Annotated in this window: 15 protein-coding genes and 1 tRNA gene; 8 read left to right on the top strand and 8 right to left on the bottom strand. The window is 37.2% G+C overall.

The genetic code is table 11. The features are described from left to right. Window positions 1-8: 8 nt before the first annotated feature. From Q0K96_RS10010 to Q0K96_RS09995, 4 genes are read right to left on the bottom strand one after another with little or no spacing between them, the layout of a single operon-like run. A complete protein-coding gene (locus Q0K96_RS10010; RefSeq protein ID WP_297333853.1) occupies window positions 9-506 on the bottom strand; it encodes a hypothetical protein in 498 nt (165 codons plus the stop codon). Window positions 507-552: 46 nt separating this feature from the next. Beyond that, on the bottom strand, window positions 553-1,503 hold the full coding sequence (locus tag Q0K96_RS10005; protein ID WP_297333852.1) for an aldo/keto reductase: 951 nt from the start codon (window positions 1,501-1,503) through the stop codon (window positions 553-555). An 11-nt stretch (window positions 1,504-1,514) separates the two neighbouring features. Next, window positions 1,515-2,555: a Gfo/Idh/MocA family oxidoreductase gene (locus tag Q0K96_RS10000; RefSeq protein WP_297333851.1), complete on the bottom strand. Its 1,041-nt coding sequence runs from the start codon at window positions 2,553-2,555 to the stop codon at window positions 1,515-1,517. A gap of 29 nt (window positions 2,556-2,584) precedes the next feature. Continuing rightward, window positions 2,585-3,661 carry an NADH:flavin oxidoreductase/NADH oxidase gene (locus Q0K96_RS09995; protein ID WP_297333850.1) on the bottom strand — a complete coding sequence of 359 codons (1,077 nt, stop codon included), beginning with the start codon at window positions 3,659-3,661 and terminating at the stop codon, window positions 2,585-2,587. 188 nt (window positions 3,662-3,849) lie between these two features. Here Q0K96_RS09995 and rseP point away from each other — a divergent pair, with 188 nt between their 5' ends. The 8 genes from rseP (at window position 3,850) to Q0K96_RS09955 (ending at window position 11,058) form a co-directional block, all read left to right on the top strand. Further along, window positions 3,850-5,175, top strand: a complete 1,326-nt coding sequence (rseP, locus tag Q0K96_RS09990; protein ID WP_297333849.1) for an RIP metalloprotease RseP — start codon at window positions 3,850-3,852, stop codon at window positions 5,173-5,175. A gap of 146 nt (window positions 5,176-5,321) precedes the next feature. Then, a tRNA-Asn gene (locus tag Q0K96_RS09985) sits at window positions 5,322-5,395 on the top strand. A gap of 485 nt (window positions 5,396-5,880) precedes the next feature. Continuing rightward, window positions 5,881-6,174: a helix-turn-helix domain-containing protein gene (locus tag Q0K96_RS09980; RefSeq protein WP_297333848.1), complete on the top strand. Its 294-nt coding sequence runs from the start codon at window positions 5,881-5,883 to the stop codon at window positions 6,172-6,174. Then, the gene (locus Q0K96_RS09975) at window positions 6,161-7,465 is read left to right on the top strand and encodes a DUF3987 domain-containing protein (protein ID WP_297333847.1); all 1,305 of its coding nucleotides are present in this window, start codon (window positions 6,161-6,163) and stop codon (window positions 7,463-7,465) included. The genes Q0K96_RS09980 and Q0K96_RS09975 overlap by 14 nt, the downstream gene beginning before the upstream one ends. 80 nt (window positions 7,466-7,545) lie before the next feature. Next, complete coding sequence (locus Q0K96_RS09970; protein WP_297333846.1) at window positions 7,546-8,757, top strand: site-specific integrase; 1,212 nt, start codon at window positions 7,546-7,548, stop codon at window positions 8,755-8,757. After that, window positions 8,754-9,032 carry a phage antirepressor KilAC domain-containing protein gene (locus Q0K96_RS09965; RefSeq protein WP_297333845.1) on the top strand — a complete coding sequence of 93 codons (279 nt, stop codon included), beginning with the start codon at window positions 8,754-8,756 and terminating at the stop codon, window positions 9,030-9,032. Before Q0K96_RS09970 ends, Q0K96_RS09965 begins: the two co-directional genes overlap by 4 nt. Window positions 9,033-9,326: 294 nt before the next feature. Beyond that, window positions 9,327-10,016 (top strand): AAA family ATPase, encoded by a 690-nt coding sequence (locus Q0K96_RS09960; protein ID WP_297333844.1) that lies wholly within the window; start codon window positions 9,327-9,329, stop codon window positions 10,014-10,016. Then, complete coding sequence (locus Q0K96_RS09955) at window positions 9,994-11,058, top strand: DUF3871 family protein (protein ID WP_297333843.1); 1,065 nt, start codon at window positions 9,994-9,996, stop codon at window positions 11,056-11,058. Before Q0K96_RS09960 ends, Q0K96_RS09955 begins: the two co-directional genes overlap by 23 nt. Window positions 11,059-11,093: 35 nt before the next feature. Here Q0K96_RS09955 and Q0K96_RS09950 read toward each other — a convergent pair whose 3' ends face one another. The 4 genes from Q0K96_RS09950 to Q0K96_RS09935 are packed head-to-tail and all read right to left on the bottom strand — an operon-like array spanning window position 11,094 to window position 22,207. Further along, window positions 11,094-12,254, bottom strand: a complete 1,161-nt coding sequence (locus tag Q0K96_RS09950) for a DNA cytosine methyltransferase (protein ID WP_297333842.1) — start codon at window positions 12,252-12,254, stop codon at window positions 11,094-11,096. Continuing rightward, window positions 12,247-13,317 (bottom strand): PD-(D/E)XK nuclease family protein, encoded by a 1,071-nt coding sequence (locus Q0K96_RS09945; protein ID WP_297333841.1) that lies wholly within the window; start codon window positions 13,315-13,317, stop codon window positions 12,247-12,249. The genes Q0K96_RS09950 and Q0K96_RS09945 overlap by 8 nt, the downstream gene beginning before the upstream one ends. Beyond that, window positions 13,317-19,376, bottom strand: coding sequence for a DEAD/DEAH box helicase (locus tag Q0K96_RS09940; RefSeq protein WP_297333840.1), 6,060 nt, complete (start codon window positions 19,374-19,376; stop codon window positions 13,317-13,319). Before Q0K96_RS09940 ends, Q0K96_RS09945 begins: the two co-directional genes overlap by 1 nt. Continuing rightward, window positions 19,373-22,207: a hypothetical protein gene (locus Q0K96_RS09935; protein ID WP_297333839.1), complete on the bottom strand. Its 2,835-nt coding sequence runs from the start codon at window positions 22,205-22,207 to the stop codon at window positions 19,373-19,375. Before Q0K96_RS09935 ends, Q0K96_RS09940 begins: the two co-directional genes overlap by 4 nt. Window positions 22,208-22,308 lie beyond the last annotated feature (101 nt).

The raw sequence follows: 22,308 nt of genomic DNA, 5'->3' as shown, positions 1-22,308 counted from the left end.
AACTGAAATTATTTCCAAAAATTAATGATCCCTTTGTTTTTACCCTGCACAGGGTCGTTGTCAGGGAAAGGTACTTTTGCAATGTTCTGCAATACAGTTTCCCTTTCGCTTTCTTTTCCTGTACGGATGTCATAATCAGAGCCGCCCGGATAGGCACCAACCACCCCGAAATCATCTGAAGCGGAAATTTTTTTATGTCCCATTCCTGCCGGTAACACCAATACATCTCCCGCTTCGACAGTTAGTAATTTGCCACCTTCGCCACCGAGCTGTAATTGTGCCGAGCCACTATAAACACCCAGAACCTCATGCGCAATACTGTGGAAATGATGATAATCATAAACACCGTTGCGCCACGCATTTTTCCAGTTGTTGCCTGCAAAAAGCTTTTCCATATCATCGGCAAGGTTTTCAGACAAGCCGAATGCTTTTTTATAGACTATCATCGGGAACACACTATTGGGTATTGTTCCGTCGTCTGTAAACTGGTATTGCTCTGTTGTCATGGCACAAAAATTACGTTTTATTACAATCTGCTTATGTCTTAATGCCTTACCACGCACTTTCCTGCGTGAGGAATTCTATTTCGTGTGCGGTAATAGGTAAATCAGGCGCTTTAATGATACTATCTAACTGCTCCAGGCTGGTTGCACTTACAATCGGCGCCGTTACAGACGGGCGGTGTATCAGCCACGAAAGGGCAACAGTTGCCTGCGTGGTGCCAAGCTTTTCGGCTACTTCATCCAGTGCGGCAAGTATTTTAAAACCACGGTCGTCAAGATATTTCTCTACACCGCCGCCGCGCTTGCTTTTGCCTAAATCATCTTTACTGCGGTATTTCCCGGTAAGAAAACCACTTGCCAGCGAATAATAGTTTATCACGCCCAGGTTGTTGCCAAGGCATACCGGCTCTAAGCCATCTTCAAACCTGGCGCGCTCATACAGGTTGTAATGCGGCTGGAAGGTTTCATAGGCAGGCAGGCTATTTTCGAAAGCAGTCTGCAACGATTCCTTAAGCCTTTCGGCAGAAAGGTTGCTCGCCCCGATGTGGCGTACTTTGCCTTCTTTTATGAGTTGCTGATAGGCTTCAAGGGTTTCTTCTATAGGGGTACTTTCGTCATCAAAATGTGTCTGGTACAGGTCTATATAATCGGTCTGCAGCCTTTTAAGGGAGTCTTCCGCAGCCTGTAAAATATATTTTTTAGAAAGCCCCTTTTTGCCATTGCCCATATCGCTGCCCACTTTTGTGGCAATGATTACCTTATCGCGGTTATTGTGCTTTTTCATCCATTTGCCAATGATGGTTTCCGACTCCCCACCTTTGTTGCCATCGGCCCATCTTGAATATACATCGGCAGTATCAACAAAATTAAAGCCTGCTCCGGTAAAGGCATCTAAAATTTCAAAAGATTTCTTTTCATCAATCGTCCACCCGAACACGTTACCCCCAAAGGTAATGGGGTAAACATACAGGCTTGTTTCTCCTAACTGTACTTTTTGCATAAGGTGTGTTTTTAAAGTTGTATTACCTGTTTCAATTTGTTGCCTGTTACAGCTGCGTCAATAATTTTCATTACGGCAACACCCTGCGCTGCAGTAACAGGTTCTTCAGTATTATTAATTATGGCATTATGCAGCCCGTTAAAAAGGCTAAAGTAGTTACCCTTTTCTGTAGGTATATTTTTCCTGATAACTTCGTTATTTATTTCTGTGTGCAGTACTCCTTCTTTATCCGCAGGTTCGGTGCCCCAGCCTTCTTCGTTGGGTTGCCTGCCTGCTTTAAGCTCGTCTTCCTGAACATCTGCCCGGTGCTTTAAAAAGCTGCCTTTGGTACCGTGCAATATGTATGCAGGCACAGGCTCTCGCATAAAAAACCCTGCCTTTAGCCGAACCCTCTTATCGGGGTAATACACTAATATATCAAAACAGTCTCCAATTTTAGAGCCTGTGCGTGTTACCCTTATATCGGAGAACACCGCCTGCGGAAAGCCGAACAACTGCAACGCCTGATCTATGATGTGTGAGCCTAAATCCCACAATATGCCTGCGCCGGGTTCGCCCGTTTCTTTATGTGCTTTGGGGCTAAGGGCGGGGTTGTAGCGGTCAAAATGGATTTCGGCTTCTACAATATCGCCTAAAATACCCTGCTCCAGTATTTTTTTAACTGTAAGGAAATCGCTGTCCCAACGGCGGTTTTGGTAAACCGTAAGCTTTACTCCTTTGTCTTTAGCCAGTGCTTCAAGCTCTTCCGCTTCGGCAGCATTTGTGGTAAAGGCTTTTTCTACCAGTACGTGCTTTCCTGCCTTAAGCGCCATCTTTGTATATTGGTAATGCGTTGCAACAGGCGTGTTAACCACAACAAGTTGTACATCGTCATCAAGCAGTTCGTCTAAGCTGTTGTAGCTTTTAACACCGGGATAATCGTTTTGTATGTTTTTGCGGCTGCGCTCCCATGCCCCGGTAAGCTCAAAGCCTTTGTGCAGGTGCAGAAACGGCCCATGGAACACCTTACCCGACATGCCATAGGACAGCAACGCTGTTTTTATCTTTTGCATTTGGTTATTTGGTTTTACAATACTGCCTGTTAATCTTCAAGCTGTGCCCGTTCATATTGTTTAGGCCAGGTTACATCTGCTTTCAGGTCGTGGGCAAAAGTGAGTCCCAGGTTAGGGTCGCGCAACGACTCCCGCGCAAAGAATACCAGGTCGGCTTTGCCACCGGCTATAATTTCTTCTGCCTGCGCTGCTTCGGTAATAAGCCCTACAGCCCCGGTGCAGATACCTGCTTCTTTTTTAATGCGTTCGGCAATGGGCACCTGGTAATTCGGTTCTACGGGTATTTGCTGCCAGTGTACCGCACCGCCGCTGGAGCAGTCTATAATATCAACTCCTTTTTCTTTTAAAATAGCCGACAGCTTAACCGATTCGTCAAGGTTCCAGCCGCCTTCGGCCCAGTCGGTGCCCGAAATGCGCACGAATAAAGGCAGGTCGTTTGGCCATTCTTCCTGTACTGCTTCCAGTATTTCGAGCAGCAGGCGTATGCGGTTTTCAAAGCTGCCGCCATAACTGTCGGTGCGTTTGTTGCAAAGCGGCGAAAGGAACTGGTGGATGAGGTAGCCGTGTGCGGCATGTATTTCAAGTACTTTGTATCCTGCTTCCTTAGCCCTGCGTGCCGCTGATTTAAAATCGGCTGTCACTTTAGCAATGCCTTCAGCATTCAGCTCTACTGGTGGCTCGGCATCTTCGTCACGATACGGTATGCTGCTTGGCGCTACGGTTTGCCAGCCGTCGTCTTCTTTAGTGGTTATTTTGCGGTGCCCCTGCCATGGCGCCGAAGTACTTGCCTTGCGGCCTGCATGGGCGAGCTGTATGCCCGGGAAGGCATTTTCCTGTAGTATAAATTCGGTTATCTCCCGGTACATTTCGATGTGTTCATCGCTCCAGATGCCTAAATCGCCCGGAGATATGCGCCCTTCCGGCGACACTGCCGTGGCTTCCTGTATAATAAGCCCTGCGCCGCCAATAGCCCTTGCGCCAAGGTGAACCAGGTGCCAGTTGTTGGCAAAACCGTCTTTGGCCGAATACTGGCACATGGGCGATACAACTATACGGTTTTTTAATATGATGCTTTTTAGCTGTAGTAGTGAGAATAATTGCGACATAATGTGGTTTTTAATGTTTCGCTGTTGCTTATGCAACTGTAAATTTACTTACAAAACCCGACAAGCGCTTTTACCTTTACTATTATTAACAAAGTTTTAAAAACTAAAACGTTATAATTTAAATATGGCGGTAAGTAATCAGAAAACACTATTTTTGTGCGTTTATTGATAAAGGAATTTAAAACTTAATGGATACACTTACACAAATTGCCCAGCTTGTATTAATGCTTTCTATACTGGTAGTGCTGCACGAATTCGGGCATTATATTACCGCTAAAATTTTTAAGGTTCGCGTAGAAAAATTTTACCTTTTTATGGATGCAGGCTTTTCGCTGCTTAAAAAGAAAATCGGCGAAACAGAATGGGGTATAGGCTGGCTGCCGCTTGGCGGGTATGTAAAGCTTTCGGGCATGATAGACGAGAGCATGGATACCGACCAGATGAAAAGCGAGCCCAAGCCGTGGGAGTTCCGCTCTAAGCCGGCATGGCAAAGGCTTATTATTATGCTTGGCGGTATTATTGTAAACATACTTTTAGCATGGTTTATTTATACGGTTGTTTATGCCACTTATGGTAAAAACTATGTTTCTACCCAAAAAATACAGGAAAATGGATTAGCCTTTGGCGAAACAGGGCATAACGTAGGCTTTGAGAACGGAGACAAAATATTGAGTGTTGACGGTAAATACCAGGAGCGTTTTGACCGTATGATACTGGATGTGCTTTTAGCCGACAATGTCGTTGTAGAGCGCGACGGAAAAGAAGTGAATGTTGAGCTTACCGATGAAGACAAGAATGAGATACTGGATAAGGAAGGGCGCGATTTTATAAGGCCAAGGATTACCGGTACTACTGTAGACTCTGTAGTAGTGGGCTCTAATGCAGAGAAGGCAGGCTTAAAAAAAGGCGACAGGATTATGGGTGTAAACGGCACCAACATGCTTTATTTTGACCAGATAGCCGATGCACTAAGCGCCAGCAAAGGAAAAGCCATTGTGCTTAATATAAAGAGGGACGGGCAGGAAATAGCTCTTGATGCCAATGTTACCAAAGAAGGTAAATTAGGTTTTAACCCAATGTCATCTGACAAGCCGGAGTACTTAGTAACTGAAAAATATAACTTTTTTACAGCGATACCTAAAGCTATGGAAGAGTCCTATTTTTTACTTGTTTATAATGTTAAGCAGTTTAAGCTGATATTACGCCCCAGCACGGGTGCCTACAAGCATGTAAAAAGCCCTGTTGGTATTGCTACCATTATGCCTACAACGTGGGACTGGGAGTTTTTCTGGAGGTTTACGGCACTATTCAGTATCGGCCTTGCGTTTATGAACCTGCTGCCAATTCCGGGACTTGACGGCGGGCATGCCATATTTACTATTGCAGAGATGATTACCGGGCGCAGGCTTGGGGATAAGGCTGCCGGGGTAGTACAAACAGTTGGTATGGTTATTTTGTTAACCCTCATGGCTTTAGTGTTTGGTAAGGATATTTACCAGCTAATCGTGAAATAAACCATCAAAAATTTAGCAGAAATTTTTTCTTATTTTGTTTGCGGAAATTAAAAATGGTTATATATTTGCACCGCAATAAAGGCAACAGATTAGCTGCCTCACATACTGAAATACAAAAGATAATTATCTTTTAAAAACATACAGTTTCCTCCTTAGCTCAGTTGGTTAGAGCATCTGACTGTTAATCAGAGGGTCCTTGGTTCGAGCCCAAGAGGGGGAGCATTGAAAGAGAAGCCTTTACAGAAATGTAAGGGCTTTTTTGTTATTGCGTCTGAAACATATCTGAAACATTTTTCATTTCAGATGATTTGACGTTGAACCATCTAAAGGCCCATTTCTTTCTAAATTCTCGACATAAAGTTCTGCGACTTTATAAAGGACATCTCTAAGTACAATTATTTCTTCGTCAGTATACATTGCTCCATCCTTGCCTAATATTTTTCTGCATTTTGTAATTGATAGCATATTTTCGTTTTTTGAACTGTTGTTAAATCTATTTACTCCTTTCTAAAGTTGAAAATATTAAAAAGTCTAAATTTTGACGTTTAAAATATTTTTCTTGGAGTTTTAAAAAATGAATGTAACTTTGCATCAGATTTTCGAAAATCATCTGCGTTTTATCTCGTACCTTCTTTAGGTACACGAATCAACAAATCCTGTTGATTGAGTTTTCTGGTATTATTTAAACATTTTAAATTTATTGGAATGGACAAGTTCACTGTAACCAAAGGTGAAGAGTTCCAAAACGTGGTACTATTACCCCAAAAGGAAATCTTGAGTTTTAACGAAGCAGTCAAGTATTTAGACGTATCAAAATCGTTTTTATACAAACTAACTTCAGCAAATAAAATTAGTTTCTCAAAGCCGAACAACAAGCTCATCTATTTTCAGCGTGTTGATTTGGATAATTGGATGCTTCAGAACAGGAATGAAAGCATAGGAGTTTTGCAGGAAAATCTAACCAATTATCTAACTCGCAACAGAAATGGAAAGTACTGAGCAAAAACTCGTTATTCTTGAAAATGAATACATTCCAGAACTTGTTTATAGTAATTTACCTGGAGTACTAAGAAATCTAACCGATGCATTCTCTCAAAGGGAGAGAGATATTGTATTGCTGTCATCGCTCGGAGTGTTAAGTTGTTGTATTCCTAACGTATTTGGTGTATATGACGGCGATAGAATCTATCCAAACTTATTCGTGCTGATTGTTGCACCGCCAGCATCCGGGAAAGGAACAATGAACTTTTCAAAAATTCTAATCAAGAAGATTCACGGTAAAATTTTAGATGACAGCAAACTTAGTTATTCGATTTGCCAGGAACAGAAAAAGAAGGACAAAGAGAAGAACTCTGGTGACTGTCCGCAACTTGAATTAAAAATCATCCCCGCGAATATTAGTACAGCAGAAATGTACGCTTACCTGAACGTTTCAAAGAATGGTGTCTTGATTATGGAATCGGAAGCAGATACGCTTTCCAACATGCTTAAAAACGACTGGTCGAACTACAGTGATTTGCTAAGAAAAGCATTTCACCATGAAAGTGTTTCATTAAGTAGACAGATAGACAACCGTTACCTTGAAATAGATGAACCAAAGGTGTCATTAGTCATAAGCGGAACTCCTGACCAACTACAACCATTAATTAAATCAAAAGAAAACGGCTTGTTCAGCAGGTTTATGATGTATTCGTTTGATGAAATTTCAGGTTTTAAGGATGTTTTTGCTGCAAAGGCGTACAATTACTCATCGCTATTTGAAACAGCCGGAAATGCCGTCTATAGCCTTTATGGGAAGTTATTCCACCTCAAACATGAACTGCCGTTTAGGCTAACAGATAATCAGCACAAGAGGTTTTTAAAAGACTTTACTTTTATCCACGAAGATATTCTGAAAAATCATAGTCATAGTGTTATCCCAAATTTAAACAGGCATGCTTTAATGATGTTCAGGTTGTGTATGATATTGACGGTTTTAAGAAATGAAAGCAATATTGTAAATGAGTCTGAATTAGTATGCTCTAACAGAGATTTCATTACCGCATTGAAAATTATTAAAGTAGTCTTGAAGCATGCTATTATAAACCATAACTCCTTAAATGATGGCGGCTTATCAGACCTTGACGAAGAAATATTGTTCTCGTTAAAACAGGGTTTTACAAGAAAAGAAGCAATCGAAGCGGGGAAAAAACACAGTATTCCCCAAAGAACCATTGACGATAAACTTAAACAATGGCAGAAAAGAAAGGCCATAAAAAAGGTTGAACAAGGGAAATATAAAAGATTGTAATATGTAAGGATGTAAATCCTGCAAAACATGTAAAAACTACCCCTTTCCTGGGGTAGTTTATTAACCATTTATGTAATTATATGAGAAGTACAAGTATAAAAATAGTGATGCAAAATAAATGCAACAGCGAAGGTTTATATCCGATTGCATTAAGAATAACCAAGAGTAGAAAAAAGAGAGAGATAGGGCTTGGATTTAGGTGTTACCCGGACGAATTCGAGAATGAAAGGTTTACTAAAAAGCACAAGTTACACAAGAAGAGAAACCTAATTCTGTCGGAACAGGTATTAAAAGCTCTTACCATCATTGACAACTTTGAAGCGAATAAAATTAACTTCACTCTTTTAGAATTTGCGAATAAGTTTACAGGTACTACCAAAGACGATATTTTGGTTTTCGACTTTTTTGATGAAATCATAAATGATAAAGTAAAATCGGGAAAGACCGGCAATGCAAGGGTTTACAAAGACACTAAGAATTCGTTACTAAAGTTCGCAAATAATAGAGCACTAAGGTTTAATGATATTTCGGTAGCGTTTCTGGAAAAGTATGAAGTCTATCTACGTGAAAACAACAATAGTGACGGCGGAATAGCTGTCAAGATGAGACAATTGAGGGCGCTGTATAATGATGCCCTCAACAGAGGTATAGCAAAGGAAGAGTTTTATCCGTTCAAAAAGTATAAAATATCTAAACTTAAAGGTAAGACGGCAAAAAGAGCTTTAACTATTGAAGACGTAAAAAAGTTCTTGAAAATCAACATTGTTGAATATCCACATCTACAAAATTCTTTTAATTATTTCATCTTTTCTTATTACTGTAGAGGCATGAATTTTATCGACTTGATGAAACTTAAATGGTCAAATATTCAAGGTGAAAATATCTTTTATACCAGAAGTAAGACCAATAAACAGTTTGTGATAAAAATTCTCCCACCGGTGGAGAACGTATTGAATTATTACAAGGGATTAAATTTGAATTCCAAATATGTCTTCCCGCTAATTTTAAGCGAGAGTATAACACCAGCGCAATTGGAAAACAGAAAGATGAAGACATTAAAAAAGTTCAATAAAGACTTAAAAGAGTTGTCTACGATAGCTGGTATTGAGAGCAACGTAACCAGCTACGTTATCAGGCATTCTTACGCCACTAATATGAAGTTTTTAGGTGTTTCATCTGATATTATCTCTCAGTCAATGGGGCATTCAAACTTAGAAATTACGCAGTCGTATTTAAAAGAGTTTGAGAACGATATATTGGACAATGAAAATGAAAAACTATTAACCTTATGACAATATTTCTTAATCCCTTCGATGAGTTTGCTGCCTTGAAGAAGAACTATAGCATGACGGAAGCGGCTGAGGAATTAAACATTCCGAACTTCGGCAGAAATAAACTTTATGAATTTTTAAGAGATAAGGAAATCTTTAATGACCGCAATGCGGCGCACGACGAATATGTGGAATTAGGCTTTTTTAATTCTACCATAACTGATAAATCTTATCCAAACTGTGTAACCACAGTTACACAAAAAGGAATATTGTTCCTGAGAGAACTTCTAAAATAGAAGGTTTGTATCTATAATATTAAAGGTTAATTTCATTCGGAGATTAACCTTTTTTCATTTTTAAATGTAGCCCTTCAAAAAATTATTAACCCTTTAATTTATAACTTATGCAATTAAGACCATCCGAGAGAAGGCAGGTAAAGTTACGTTTAGGCATAAGCGGAGCTTCAGGATTTGGGAAGACAAAATCAGCCCTTTTATTAGCCTATGGCATGACTGGTGACTGGAGTAAAATTGCAGTCATCGATACTGAAAATTCATCCGCCTCTCTCTATTCAGAATTAGGCAATTTTAATGTCCTTGATTTATCACCTCCCTACAGCCCCCGAAAGGTACATTGAGGCTATAACAGTCTGTGAGCGCGCGAGAATTACGGTTGTCATTATCGACAGTATTACTCACGAATGGAATGGTTCCGGCGGCTGTTTAGATATACACGAAAAACTTGGCGGAAGATTTCAGGATTGGGCTATAGTGACGCCGCGACACCAGGCATTCATAGATAAAATACTTCAGTCAGAATGTCATATCATAACTACAACCCGTAGGAAAATTGAATATGATATTGACCGGGATGCTTCGGGCAAACTCAAAATACAAAAATTGGGTACAAAAGAAATCACCAAGGAGGGTTATGAATATGAACTGACCGTAAACTTTGAGCTTATCAATGAAAACCATTTAGTAAGAGCAAGTAAAGACAGAACCGGCCTATTTATGAATAAACCCGAATTTATTATTAACTCTACAACTGGTAAGAAAATACTGGAATGGTGCAATAGCGGCACTAATTTACAAGATGCCAGAGAGAAGATTAAAGCTACTTCTACAGTAGATGAACTCAAAGTGCTTTATAACCAGTACAGCAACTGGAGAGAGTTATTGGAGCATGACTTCAAATTACAGAAAGACACCATTACCACAAAAGAATTATTGTTGAACCCTAAAGCATTTAGTACAAATGGAAGCACAAATCACCACTAACCCAAACATAAAACTGGAATCCTATACATTACAACCTGTGAGGTATATAGGAGAATCAAACAATAGATTAATTCAACTTCCAGGTTTATACAAACCCAATGATACACCTACTCTATCTGCATTTCCACAGAAACCTTTCATTGAAGCCAACACTTCAGAAATTAGCTTGCTCAGCCTGAAAAATGACTGTATCATCCCGGTGTTCAGCCGTGACAACGAAAGAACTATTGCCCATCAGGAATTCATTGAGATAGCGCAAGAATGTGTTTTAAGAGCATTTCCACAGCATAGCATTGAGCAGCCTGAAATCAGGGTGAGCCACCAAATAAAAGGAAGGATACCTGAAGCCATACACAAAAATGCTAAAGACTTATTAGACCATGAGAGGACACAGTACTTTGAAAGAATGGCGTTTATTATCCGAGTTCCAAGCATAGTTGATAACATTCATGGGAACGAAATTGCCCTAACAATCGGCGGCGTTAGAAGCTACAATCTTGAAAATCTGTACAATAAAAAAACAATGGAACGGGTAAAGTTCTTTATAGGATTTCAGAATAAGGTCTGCTGTAATTTGTGTGTATGGAGCGATGGCTTTGTAGAGGACATGAGGGTTTCCTCATACCTGGAACTTCAAAGTAAAATATTAGCTGTTATTCAAGGTTACAATGCTGATAAGCACTTGGAGGAAATGAAACTGCTATCACAGTACTCCTTAACTGAACGCCAATTTGCACAGATGATTGGCAGGGCAAAGTTATACCAGTATCTGCCTAAAGCTGAAAAAACCTTGATTCCTAAACTGAACTTTACTGATGGCCATGTGAACACCATAGCAAAAGATTATTATGAGGATGCCAGCTTCAGTAGGAATGACCAGGGAGATATAGACCTGTGGAATGTATATAATCTCTTCACACAGGCTAATAAAAGCAGCTACATAGATACTTTCCTTGACAGGAATATGAATGCCTTTGAGTTTACTAAAGGTGTCCAAGCAGCACTAATGGGTAATGGAGATTACCATTGGTTTTTGAGTTAATGATTACCACCCCGATTCTATCATGGGGTGGTATTTTAATAACCTATATATTGTGTTGGAACTTTTTGTAAAACGATTACATTTTTGTATAAAAATATTTTCAAATTTATTGCAACCGCATGTGCAAGAGGCACAGGAACTCCGTTTCCTATCATCTTGAATTTTTTTGATAAAGAAATTTCGGTTGGCAAAAGATACTCCTCAGGTACGCCTTGAATTCTTAGTACTTCACGAACAGATAAGCGTCTATGGATGTATGGATGCAAATGAACTTCATTGTTACCATAGCAAGTTGTTGGGCTATATTTGAATCGATGTAGACGTTTAAAAGATGGTCTGTTAGTTTCGCCTTCATCAATATTTTGTAACATATCTTCCTTTACACGTAAGTTAAAAAATTCATTTGCATTTGGTGTTGAATTAATTTCAGTTGTTGGTACTAAACAGTTTTCAACACACAACTCTATCGGTAAGTCTTTAGGCTTATCTATAGCTGTTCCGTATTTAACCCGTTCCCCCCAATTATATTTTGTCGTTGCATTTTGATAAGTTTCATTCATAGGAAAAGGAAACCATTTGCCGAAATAACTTTTTTCAACAATTTTCTTATCAAGAAACTCTTTTTTAACACCAACAAAGAAAACACGTTCCCGATGTTGAGGCACTCCAAAATCCAAGGCATTTAATGTTTCATAGTCAATATAATATTCTTTCTCAACTCTTCTTAGCAGTGTTTGTAGAAACTTTTTTGTATCCTTACTTTTTGTTAATCCAGTTACATTTTCCATAACAAAAAATGTAGGTTTTAAATCAATAATTTTATCAAAAAAGACTACAGTAAGTTTTCCTCTTTCTCCCTCAAACCCTTTCCGAGAGCCATTCATACTGAAATCCTGACAAGGGGGGCCGCCAATCATTCCAAAATGTTTTGGCTTGCCATGAGGGAATGCCTCTGTAATTATATCATTTGAACTAACCTCTGTAATTGACTTCGTGTTAAAAATTTCAGCTTTTAATCCGCTACCTTTCGATTTACGCCATGAAGTTATACCTGCGGCGTGAAGTTTTGCAAAAGTTTCATCAAACTCATTTGTCCAAACAACCTCAAAACCTGCTTGCTCAAATCCCATATCCATAAATCCTCCGCCAGAAAAGAAGGAGAGAATTGGTATTTTATTTTCTGCTCTTTTATTCATATACCATTGTCGTATCAGTTATAGAATAAGCAAATTCCGTTGCCTCTCTTCTTAGGTTATAAATTCTTATATATTTGTTCTTTTTCTCGTTTAGTTCATTAAAATTATCACTCCCAAAATTTTTAATGATTATATCTTTAGCTCCATTTTTTAAAAATACGCTCACATTACCATTTTGAAATTTCTTCACTTCTTTAAGCTCACCCAACACATCATTAAATGAAAAATCTGTTTTAAGTTTTTTGTTAAAGAAATAACAAGCAGGTCTGTAAAGACAATATTTGCAGTTTTCTTCTGATGGTATTGCTAAAAATGATTTTGTACTTAAACAGTTATTCGTCGTCTTTAATAGGTTTTTCGCCTCGTCAAAAATCGCTTTACATTCGTCTTCCGAAAACTCAACTGAAAACTTTTGCTTTTTTAAATCAACTAAGCTAAGTCTTGTTGGGAACTTGTTTGTATTCTCATAATACAAATAAGCGTACAGTTTAAGTTGCTCTTTGTATTCATTTTTTACATCGGAAAAAATTTCGCCTTCATCATCTAAACAATCCTGCATAATTGCTCCGGTTTTAAAGTCAAGAATTTCAACGCTGTTTCCATTTTCAATTATCAAATCAACTTTTCCGCCAATTAATCTGTCTTTTGATTCAAACCATTTTTCAGAATGAAACTTTATATCATTTGAAATAATTGGCTGCTCCGGTTCGTTTCGCAAATGTTTTTTTAGTTGAATTTTCTTCAATCCAAAATTTCTTAATTTTATTTTTAGCGGAACGAAAAAGCCAAACCCTTTTTCTTGCAAATCATCTTCAAGTGCTTTTACTTGTCTTTCAAATTCGGCATTAAAATCATCTTCTCTTTTTACAATTCCTTTCGCAATCAGTTCAAGCATTTTGTGCAACACCGTTCCGAAATACGCATTCGGTGAAAGAGGAAGCAATGGCTTCTTGTCAAACGCTTCAGCCAACAACGATTTGTAAGCGCAATTTTTCATTGAATAAAATTGGCTTGGCGATATACGTTTAATTTCCTTAAAATTTATTTCTCCGATTTTATTCATTATCTAACTATCAGTTTTTCGTAACACCAACCGGGTCTTCTATGCAAGTTAAACGTATCAATTATGCTAATTTTTCCTCCATTACCTTCAGTATGTTCTTTAATTTCATTATATATTTCAGTCAACCAATTTGCTTCCATGAAATTTTTCATATTCCAAAATGGGTGAACAATCATGATTATATTCCGTTGTTTATTACCAAATTTGATAATGGGTAACCCATTTACTTCCGCCCTTTCCGCTGAGTTAGAATTTGAGTAAAAAGAGAAAAAGAAAGAATCTCGCAATTTAATTGCAAAATTAAGCCAATCTTCCAATTCAACATAATTGAAATTACCATCCGCGCCAGACACATAAGTTACGTCATTCATCACGCGAAGCATTGACAGCCCTAATCGCCAATCAAGCAAACTGTGATAGTTCATATTTCGGAATACTTTCAAACAATCATAGCACGCATCATCACATTTTCCTCTGTGTGTTTGCGAATGTATTTTTACTAAATAAGTGCTTGAATTACTTGGCCTAATTGATTCAGAAAGAATGTTTGTAAAATTGTTGTATAAATATCTTACAAAGCCTGAGCCATTTTGTAATTCATCTGTCAAAATAATTTCTGCAATTTTTCTTTTCGTTCCATCATCAAGAGTTTTCATTGAAATATCTGCAATTTCAATTTCAGTGGGGTCAACGTCAAGTTTATCTGCCAAAGTTCTTTGAAGTAAAAAAGCGGCTGAATAATATCCTGAACGCACACCGTTACTCTGTGCCTTGACATGTGGCAAATCTGTTTCATTAAAAAACATATTCAAGTCAAGTTCTAACGGAACAGTTGAAGGTGCAATTCTGAATATTTCTGTGTTCTTGTTATTTGCTAATGCAATTTGTTCATCTGTATTTGTGTTTTGTTGAACAAACATTGAATAACCATTATTATCAAGTGTGTTTGCAGCAAAATCATTCAATAACCATTGATTGTTAAACCAAAATCCATTTTGATTAAAAGGAAATAAATTTCTTGTGTTGTAAATTCTTCCTGTAAAAAATCTATCTGAATTTGTGTTTACTCTCCAAGTAACATCGTTGTCTGAAATAGAAATTGAAGCATTGCTTATTGTTTTCATATCTGCCGAACCGGTTTTTTCTGCAAAAATTGGCGGACGTGAAAGCAAAAATTCTGAATCATCTTTTGTATCACTTCCTGCTGAAAGATTTGTTCTGTACGCTCTTGGGGATTTTAATTTGAATGGCTGTTGATACTTGTCGGGATTTGTTTCTCCGCAATTCGAGCAACTATCAAAAACTGATTGAGTTTCTAATTCTGCTTTCCGTTCTTCTGAATATGTCTCAAAAAATCCGCAAGCTCTACAACGAATAAACCAACGGTTTAGTGAAAACGGAAGTAGGTTGTTGGTGTCAACATTTGCTACAATTTGGTTTCCGTTTTTACGCGTATTGATAAAATCACTTGTAAATCCGATAACCTGATGAATTGCCTTGTCTTTTGTTTTCTGTGCGCCCGGTGCAAATTCATAAATTGCCATTGTTTGTGCTCTGTCTATTGAAAGCGGTTGAAGTTTGCTGTTTATGCCGTGATACAAGTTTTTAACGGTAGTTGGCATTCCAAACATTGGTAAAATTCCTCCTTCGGCAAACTTTTCAGAAATATCGTTTGTTGCAATTTCTTCGTTGTCGATTATGCTTTGCGCTTTTTCAATCAAGCCGTTTTCAGTTGTTGTGTCTACAATCCAATTGACAAATTCATCTCTTTTGCCGTTTAATTGTGGTGTTAACAAAGCATCAACAGTTTCTTCAATGCTTGTTCTATTATTGTCTATCCAATCAATTATTTCTGTTTTGTAATTGTTCCAACTATTAATTGTACCAAATTCTCCGTGTACACTTGATTTTTCATCGGAAGTGATATCTATGGCTCTATCAATGTATACTTTTCGTAGAATTTCTTTTGCAAGCAAACGTTTAAAAATCCGTTCTTGCCCCATTGTCAAAAATGGTGTTGGCGGTGCATCGCCTGTAATTTTTTGAGGATTTGCAAAATAAAATTCATCGTGGCTTCTACCCCTGCAAAAAGTCAAAATCACGGAATAGGCTTGTCCTCTACGACCTGCACGACCAACTCTTTGTTGATAGTTGAAACGTTGCGGTGGCATATTTCCCAACATCACGGCTTGCAATGCTCCAATATCGACCCCAACTTCAAGCGTTGTTGTTACGCTCAACAAGTCAATTGCTTTTACTTGTCTGTTGCCTTCATCAGGCAAAATGATATTTCTAAAATGCCTTTGTCTTTCAAATTGGTTGTCTGTTTGTCCGGTGAGTTCTTCGCAATGCAAACGGATTGGTGGGCGTTGTTGTTTTATGGCATTGTAAGAAAGGTAATTTTCTTTCCAAACATCATCACAAATTCTGTCCGATTGTGTTTGTAATGCAGTAACAGAATGTGTGCAAATGCCACCGCTAAAATGTAAGTGTGGTCTGCTTCCTCTTTGGCTTGTCCAAATTGGGTCAGTTGGTTGTGCAACTTTGAGGAAAAGGTTTTCAATTTGAATTCCTGTATCACCTCTTAGCAAACTGCTTGTTGAAAGTGTATTAAAAACGGCTTCGCCAATTTCATTTTCTTGTTTTGAAAATCTTGTTGCAATAGCACGAATATATTTTTTGACTTGTCCGGGGAAACTGCCGTATGCTGTTAACGCAGGATTGAACGGGATTTTATCTTCATCAACTTTGTTGTGCTTGTACTTGTCTCCTAAAATCCGGATTGTGGAGTTTACGATTTGTAGAAAATCATCTTTTGAAATTGCAACAGCGCTTGCTTGGTCTGTGATTACTTGCAATTCAGGATTTATACTTATATAACCCAATGCCGATGATTCAAATGAATAAAACAATGAGCCGAAAAATATTGATGCAAGCCGATTAAATGAGCCTTCTTTTAATGCGTCAATATAGTTTTGGCTTGTACCACCTACCCATTGAAAATTTGTAAAATCAATAAGGTCGTACCAAGGAACAAAATTATTGTTCAGTAATTTTGTTTGTAAAAAAATGTCGTTACCGCCCGGATTTATTCCTAATTCAACAAAATGCTTAACAAGTGGCGCAAGATTTACAGAATTAGTAATATCAACTAAACTTCTTACGTTGAGTGTAAGCGAACGGATTTCGTTCAACTTTGTCTCTGCTTCTTGTTTTTCTTTTAATTTATTTGTGTTACCTCCACTGTAATTTGAATTATCAACCAAGTATTCAATTTCATCAAAAATCGTTTGCGACTGTTGTTTAAATTCATTCTGTTTTGTTGCATCTCCGCTATCAAAAGCACGTACAATTTGAAAATGCAACATCAAATTTGAATGTAATTCATTCACTAAAATTTCACGCATTAAATCGGAGAAGTGATTGCGTTCAATTCCGTTTGCAAGTTGTGCCGCATCTTCCCGACTATCAGAAAACACAACTAATTTTCTTTCTGCTTCATTGCTCGGAAGTTGATACATCAATTCTTTTGCAAACATTTGAGTTGTTTTGGCAAAACCAGTTCTGAAACCACGAATAGAAGAAGTTTTGCTTTTGTTCCAATCTTGTCTTCTCTTTTGGTGATTTACACCGCAACTTGGGCAAACACTTGGCAATGCTTTGTGTGTTTCTATGGTGGAAATGTTTCCACTTGCATCAGGCAAAGCAATATCACGATTGGAATTGTTGGTTATGACGAAATAATATCCTTTAATCCATTCTTCAGGTTTTTCGTCTGATTTGTTATGTGAATTATCTATATCGCCCGAAATGCAATTGAGTGAAGCAGGAATCCAATTTGCTTCAAAATCACCTTGATTAAAACCGTTTACAGTAGGTTGTCGCCAATAATTTTGAGAAATTCCTGCTTCTGAATCGTGTGGCGTGAATGGTTGATTACCGCAAGCCCAAAATACAGCGTATTCTTGGTAGCTTCTTTTCTCAACTAACTTCGCAGGTGTTTTTTCAGGAATGCCTTCAATGTTTGGGCTGATTGGAAGCATTTCAAAAGAGTTATTTCCGGATTCATTTCTTGTAACTAATCGGCTACCACCAAACAATGTTGTTCCGCAATTATCACAATAAAGTAATTCTAATACACGGTTTCCTTTCTCTGAATTTATCCGTGTAGTTGAATACAGTTTTCCGTTCGTTCGTTCGTTATCGCTGTAATTCGTGTCAACATCATCGGCTTTTATAGAAGCCCAAACGCCTTCAATGTTTCTGAAAAAATAATGGAATCTAAAGCGGGGTAATTTTCTATCGTCAGGAATAGTTTTTGAAATTGCCTCAAATTCTTTTTCGTCTAAAATTGCTCTTGCGATTAACAAACCACGCAAAGCATTTTCTAATTCTTCTTTATTGGTTGTTGTTTCAAAAATTGTTTCTGCAAAATATTTTTCATTTACATCGTCTCCGTTTGCCTGAATTGAACAAACAGCTTTGTAATCTTGACAAGGTGAAAATAACCGTTCTTTCAGTTGAAAGTTTGGATTAGTAATTACAGAAAGCAATTTTGAGATTCCGATTTCAGTTGTTGTGATGTTAAAATCAGTTGCCAACTCTGTTGCTGCTGTTTCGCAAGTTGAAATAAAATTGGTGTCTAAGATGTTTCCTTTTACTTCTGAAAAAATTTCTGCAATTTCCTTGAATGGATTTATTGGAAGTTTTTTTCCATCTTCCGGAAACGCGGTAATTGGATTGTTTTTCCCTTCAATAATTTTGAATTTTTGTTTAAAGTGGTCCTGACTTACTCCGAAGAAGTCGCACACAAAATTTTTGCTTGCTTCATCTCCGGCCTCCAATGAGGCACTTGAAGCAAGAATGCGTAGCTGTGGGTGTTGTGAGTGTAGTCCTAAACGATTAAGCACTAATTTGAGCAAATACGCAACTTCTGTTCCTTGCGTTCCTCTGTACAAGTGCAACTCGTCAATGATTAAGTGAAAAATATTGTTTTCGCTTTCTTCTAACCATTGTTTTGTTTCATCAAAAATTCCTTTATCAATATCCCGCATTAACATTATGCTCAACATTGAATAATTAGTAATCATAATGTCAGGTGGTGCAACTTGCATATCAAAACGGCTACGCATTTCTGCACCGTCCAAGCGTTGAAAAAATGATTTTAAATCTTTCGCTTCATTTCCTGATTTTCCTGTTTGTTGAATGTATTGCTCTACACGGTTTGAATCAGTTTCAATTTGTTCTAATTGTTCTTTGAGCTGATTTACTTTTCTTGTGTTGATTGCAAGTGTTCCGTCTTCTTTTACTTTTTTCAGTTCTCCGGCAACAGGCGAACTGCCGTTATATCTTCCAAAATAAATTGCATTGCCATTTGTGTTTTTGCTTAACCAATTTCTTGTGTCGTCAGAATCCAACGCTTTACGCAAGCGGCTCATTTGGTCTTCCACCAAAGCATTCATTGGATAAAGAATTAAAGCCCTAACTCCGGCTTTTCTTCTTTCATGTTTGCGTTGTCGTACAGCATCACTCAAAGTGAAGTTTGAGGTATTGACAATTTGCGTTGGTGTAAGTCCACCGTTTTCTTGCCACCAAATGTTTACGCTTGGCGATTTTTGATTTGGTATTTGCCAGTTTGTAAGTTCTTTTGAAAGTTGTCCAAATAACGGAAGTAAAAAAGATTCCGTTTTTCCGGAACCTGTACCAGAAGTAATAATACAGTTGTTTCCAAGCAATGCTTGTTTTAACATTTCTGCTTGGTGCGAATGCAGCGGGAAATTCCCAACAAGTCCTGTATTTACAAGTCCTTTGAAAGTATTGGCTTCTGCTTCACTCAAAGCATTGCCTAAATCTTCTGCCGTTAAATCATTTATTTTTTTACCGCTCGAAATATAGTCGGGCAAAGGTTCAATCCAAGGTTTTCGATAAAGCACTTTATCATAATTCAACAAATCGTAGCGTTCTTTTTCAACGCTTTCAAACTTTGTTCCGAACGCTGTTTTAACATAGCGAATGAAATTTTCTTTTATAGTTTCAAATGAACCAATTGGGTCTTTCATAAGGTGGTGATTATTGCTGTTTGACCTAATTTTAATCTAAATAAATTTTGAGTGAAAATGCCAATTACATTTTCGTAAACTCTATATTTTTTTCCGTCAATATCTTTGAAATCGGGTGCTTTACCACTTAATAACATAATGGCTTCTGATAATAATCTTGGCAAAGGCATTGAAACAGGTATAGCAACTTTTTGGCTTGTGCTATCAAACAAAATTACATTTTTATCGAAATGCTTTAACGCTACAAATCTTCCCCAATTCAAATCAACTTGGCAGCATTTGTTATCTTTCCAAAGTTTGTGTTGATAAGTATATTCGTTCAATTTATATTCAAGCAACGAAAACGATTTATCAAAATTTTCAGTTTCACTTTTTTCAAATCTCAATGTTTCAGGATTGAAAATATATCTTGCCCAACCATAATCGTTTTCATTAGTTTCTTGCAATGTAGTTTCATAGTCTGCAATGTTTGCTGAAAAATCTTGAAGTGCTAATTGAGGAAAATAATCGTTTGAAAATTTTATCTGCAATTCGTCTGCCAATGCTTTTAAGTTTCTTTCTCCGTAATTTTCGCTTGAAGTTCCAAATGCTTTTATAGTTATTACATCCGGTAAAAGCAATCTTTCATTGGAAGAAAATTGTTTCGTAATTTCAACTTGCAAATTATGACTTGGCGATTTTTCAATGATTGCCTTTATCAATGCCGTATCTCTCGCACCAATTAGCAAAACTTTTCTTCCTTGTGTTGTTGGGATAAAAATAAATTGAGGCGGATTTAAAACAATACTCTTTGTTTCATAGTTGTAATCAAGTATTCCGATAAAATCATAAAAGTTTAATGATGCTAGCTTTAGTTTGGTAAGATTTGTATTCTCTGTAATTGAAAACTCTTTTGAAAAGTAAAATTCAAAAGCCTTGAAAAACTCTTCGGTTATAAGCGTTCCTTTCAAAGAAAGAAAATTACAAAGGCTGTTTCCGCTATGATTATTGAATACAGCGGTTGAAATCGTTGTTGTAGTTTCTTCATTTGTTGAAGCAAAAATCCAACTTAAAGGGCAGAAGACTCTTTTACTTGATTTAGCAGGATTAACAATATTGCTGCCTAAACAATATCGCTCTGCATCAGTTATAATGTTTCTTCCAAAGGAATTTCGTTTAGGCAATTTAGAGCCGTCAACTTTTAATGCTGTGTTGTCAGATGAAGCAAGATTGTAGGCAAGTTCATTTCCTGTAAAATTTTCATTCTCAACTTTTATATAAAAATCGGTTTTTATTTGCGTTTTTTCGGGCAATAACCAACGGTTGTTGAGTGATGTTTTTTTAGAAAGAAATATCTTTTCGTCAGTTCCTTTGTATAGAAAATAGACTTTTTCATTGCCGTCCGAATTGATAATTTCAACTTCCGGCAAAAAGTCATTGGTGTATGTTCTGAAATTCACTTTTAGTCCGCCAACCAACTCAATCCGTTTTTCGGTATAGAGAGTAAGAATTGAAATTTCAGAAAGACTTTGTGTTGGGTTGCGAAACCAAAACAAAGAATAGTTTTCGGGTAAGCCGTTAAAATCTTCTTCTTTAAAATTTCCGTTGCTAAATGTTTTCCCCCATTCCTCAATAATAATTTTCTTATCGTTATTGCATAGCAAAAACATTCTGTCTGTTTTTGAAAGAACGTCCGTTTCAATCCAATAATCATTACTCAACTGAAATGTACCTGCACTTACAAATAATCTTACATCACGGTCAGGAAATTTTGCAATCCATTTATTGAAGCTATCTTTGAGTTCAAGTCCCTCCTTAAATTTAATCGAAAGTGTCTTTGACCAACCATTTATTTCATAGAGGTTTTCAAGTTCGCCAAACTTTAAATCTTCGGGATAATCGTTAGAAGAATACATTCTGTACGACAACTTAATTTCTTCGTCATTGGTATTTACTTTGAATTGTAGGAACAATGGTGCAACGGTGTAATTCCGTTTCTTCCTTAGCGCTGCTCCTTCTTCAATTTCTTCGTGTGTTTCGCCGGTCCATTTTCTATATTGGCGTTGTATGGTTTGAATGATAGAGTTTGACAACTCATCATTCTTTTTCAAAAAATCTAATGTACTTTTAGGAATTAAATCAGTTCTACTGTTTTTAATTTTCTCCTGCAAGAATTGGTCTTCATAAAAAGTGTCGGGAACCAAACCAATGGATTCAAATAATTCCGGCAAACGGTTTAAAAATTTTGGTGGCAATACGCATTGGGAGAAAACTTTTCCAACATAAATCCAATTAGCATTTGAAAACGGAATTACATTGAAAACTCCAAAATCTCCATTATTTTTAATATTAGCCCAAGTTGCTAAATCTTCCCACAAACAATTTATTTGATTGTTGCTAAAATCGGTTGTCCCAATAGTTTCATTTATTTGATTCCTTTTCAGGAAAGCATTAAGTCTACCATAATAATTATTCGCTCTTTGGTTATTATCATCTACGGTTTCAATTAAAGGAAGCACAAGGAAAGTCAAATAAGAAATGTATGGCGGAAAAATAATTGGTACACCGTCAATTTCAAGGGGACTTCCGTCTTGTCTTTTTGAATTTAGAAAGTTATTTTTCGAATGGGAGAATTTTGCTTTTGCAATCACGTTTCCATTTGCGCCTGGAATACCACGTTTTATTGAAGTAGTAAAATCCTTCCAAATTTCTTCTTCTGTTTCGTATGTGAAATATTTTCTTGCAATATTAATTATGTCATTCTTCGCTATATATAAATAAACATCTTTACCTGCGTTGGCAGGATTAAAAAAGTATTCAGATATGACGTTGTTCCATTCTAAATATTTCATCTCTCATTATTTTGTATTAAAATGGCTTGTCCTAAAAATTAAGTTTTCGTTAACATCTACAGGGTAAATATAAATGAAAACATGATAACGCTATATTATTT

This window comes from Flavobacterium sp. (assembly GCF_024305175.1).
Taxonomy (GTDB): domain Bacteria; phylum Bacteroidota; class Bacteroidia; order Flavobacteriales; family Flavobacteriaceae; genus Flavobacterium.
Note: the sequence above shows the minus strand (reverse complement) of the source record. Positions and strands in the feature narration are given on the sequence as shown.